Below are 1,793 nucleotides of genomic sequence, written 5' to 3'. Positions count from 1 at the left end.
CCCCCCCCCCCCCCAAGTCTCTTTGTCTTCCGGATGGCTTCACGCAAACGTTGGATGCCCGGAGCATACGACATCCCAATCCCGTGCCGCGCACAGCTTCGATTCTTCTCATCTGGCAGATCGCACGTCATTGGACGACTTGTCGGTGTCTAGCCATTGATTCGCGCAACATTCCCGGCTCGAAACTTTCTATTGGAATCCATGGAATCGAAGCGGGATATGTCAAAGATGACTTATGAACCTCGACCGAGCTCGACGAGTCGGTGCTTACGGTCGTCGATTCCGCCTTGTCCAGATGCCACGCGTTTCGCTGATGGTCATATGCGAAAGAGAAAGTCGTGCCGCCCTTCGCCGATTCGTTGAGGAACGACACTCTGTCTGGCTCTACCGATAGATTTCCATTGAGCGCCATGGCTGCAGCAGTGCGGGCATAGTCGTTGTATCGACAGTCAACGACGGTGGAGTTCGCGGCAATCGCTGAGGCTCGATTCGCCTTGGACTCGACGATGACGAGTTCGCAGGGATTGCTTGATCTGTCGGCGCCGAGTCGGTGGCGCACCACGACGATCGTGAGACCGGGCGCATGGCTCGCAGTGGCCATGACCTTGGCGGCGAGAATGGTGTCACCTGCTGCTACGAAAGCGTTGGCGGCGTCGGGGACCGTGGCGATTAGGGCGCTAGCATGTATGTCGCCCCCGGCCACGCTTGCCAGGGCCGCGAGGATCAACGGCCATCGTGACCGGGACGGTGACGCTTGATTCGAGTGCCTCCTTGCACGGCTCGCCATCCTTGCTTCTCCACAACAATGCTAGATGGCCGAAGCATACGCCACCCCAAACCCCTACCGAGCACAACCCCGAATCTTCTCACCGTATCCGCGCATTCCTTCCATAGCCCCACCCGCGGAACATGACACCCATCAAATATTGAGCGCCCGCCCACCATCCACCCGAACCACCTGCCCGGTCGTGTAATGCGCATCCAGCATCAACCATCGCACGGCTTCGGCAACATCCTCAGGCTCGCCCTTCCGCGCCAGCGGCGTCTTCGCGATCAACGCGTCCGCCGCTTCTTCAGGCTTGCCTGATTCGGGCCACAGGATGGCGCCCGGCGCGACGGCGTTGACGCGTACGTCGGGGGCGAGTTCCTTGGCCAGCGATTGCGTGAGCATCGCCAGTGCGGCCTTGGCCATGACGTACACCGTATGCCCGGCGAGGGGCCGTTCGGCGTAGATGTCGACGATGTTGACGATGGAACCCTTCGCTTCGCGCAACGCGGGTGCGGCGGCCTGCGAGAGGAAGAACGGTGCGCGCGCGTTGGCGGCGAAGAGGTCGTCCCACTGCGCCTGCGTGGTCTCCCCGATGGGCGTGGGGTAGAAAGCGGACGCATTGTTGACCAGGCCGTCGAGGCGGCCGAAGACGGCGAGGACGTCGCCGACGAGGTGGTCGGGGGTGGCGGGTTTGTCGAGCGCGCCGGAGAACAGCGCGACGCTATCGGCGCGTGCGGCGTTGAGTTCGTTGGCGAGCGTCTCCGCGTCGTCGGCGGAGCTGCGGTAGTGCAGGGCGATGTTGCAGCCCGCGGCGTGCAGGCGCCGGCAGATGACGGCGCCGACGCGGCGGGCGCCGCCCGTGACGAGGACGACCGGTGGCTGGTTCATGGCGGGCTTCCTGGCGGGGGCGCGGGCAGCTTGCCGGAAAGTGCGGCGGGCGTCACGACTTGGTGGTGGATTTTTTCGTGGCTTTCTTTGCGGCGGGGCGGCGGGCGGTGGTTTTCTTGACCGCTTTTTTCACCGC

Annotated in this window: 2 protein-coding genes; both read right to left on the bottom strand. The window is 63.5% G+C overall.

Features of this window, described 5'->3' with window-relative positions; genetic code table 11:
- Positions 1 to 127: 127 nt before the first annotated feature.
- Positions 128 to 727, bottom strand: a complete 600-nt coding sequence (locus VI08_RS21885) for a hypothetical protein (protein WP_157130526.1) — start codon at positions 725 to 727, stop codon at positions 128 to 130.
- Positions 728 to 919: 192 nt separating this feature from the next.
- Entirely contained in the window at positions 920 to 1,657 is a 738-nt protein-coding gene (locus tag VI08_RS19450) for a pteridine reductase (protein ID WP_045831301.1), read from the bottom strand.
- Positions 1,658 to 1,793: the final 136 nt, after the last annotated feature.

Source organism: Luteibacter yeojuensis (genome assembly GCF_000964085.1).
Taxonomy (GTDB): Bacteria; Pseudomonadota; Gammaproteobacteria; order Xanthomonadales; family Rhodanobacteraceae; genus Luteibacter; species Luteibacter yeojuensis_A.
This window is presented reverse-complemented; position numbering and strand designations above follow the sequence as displayed.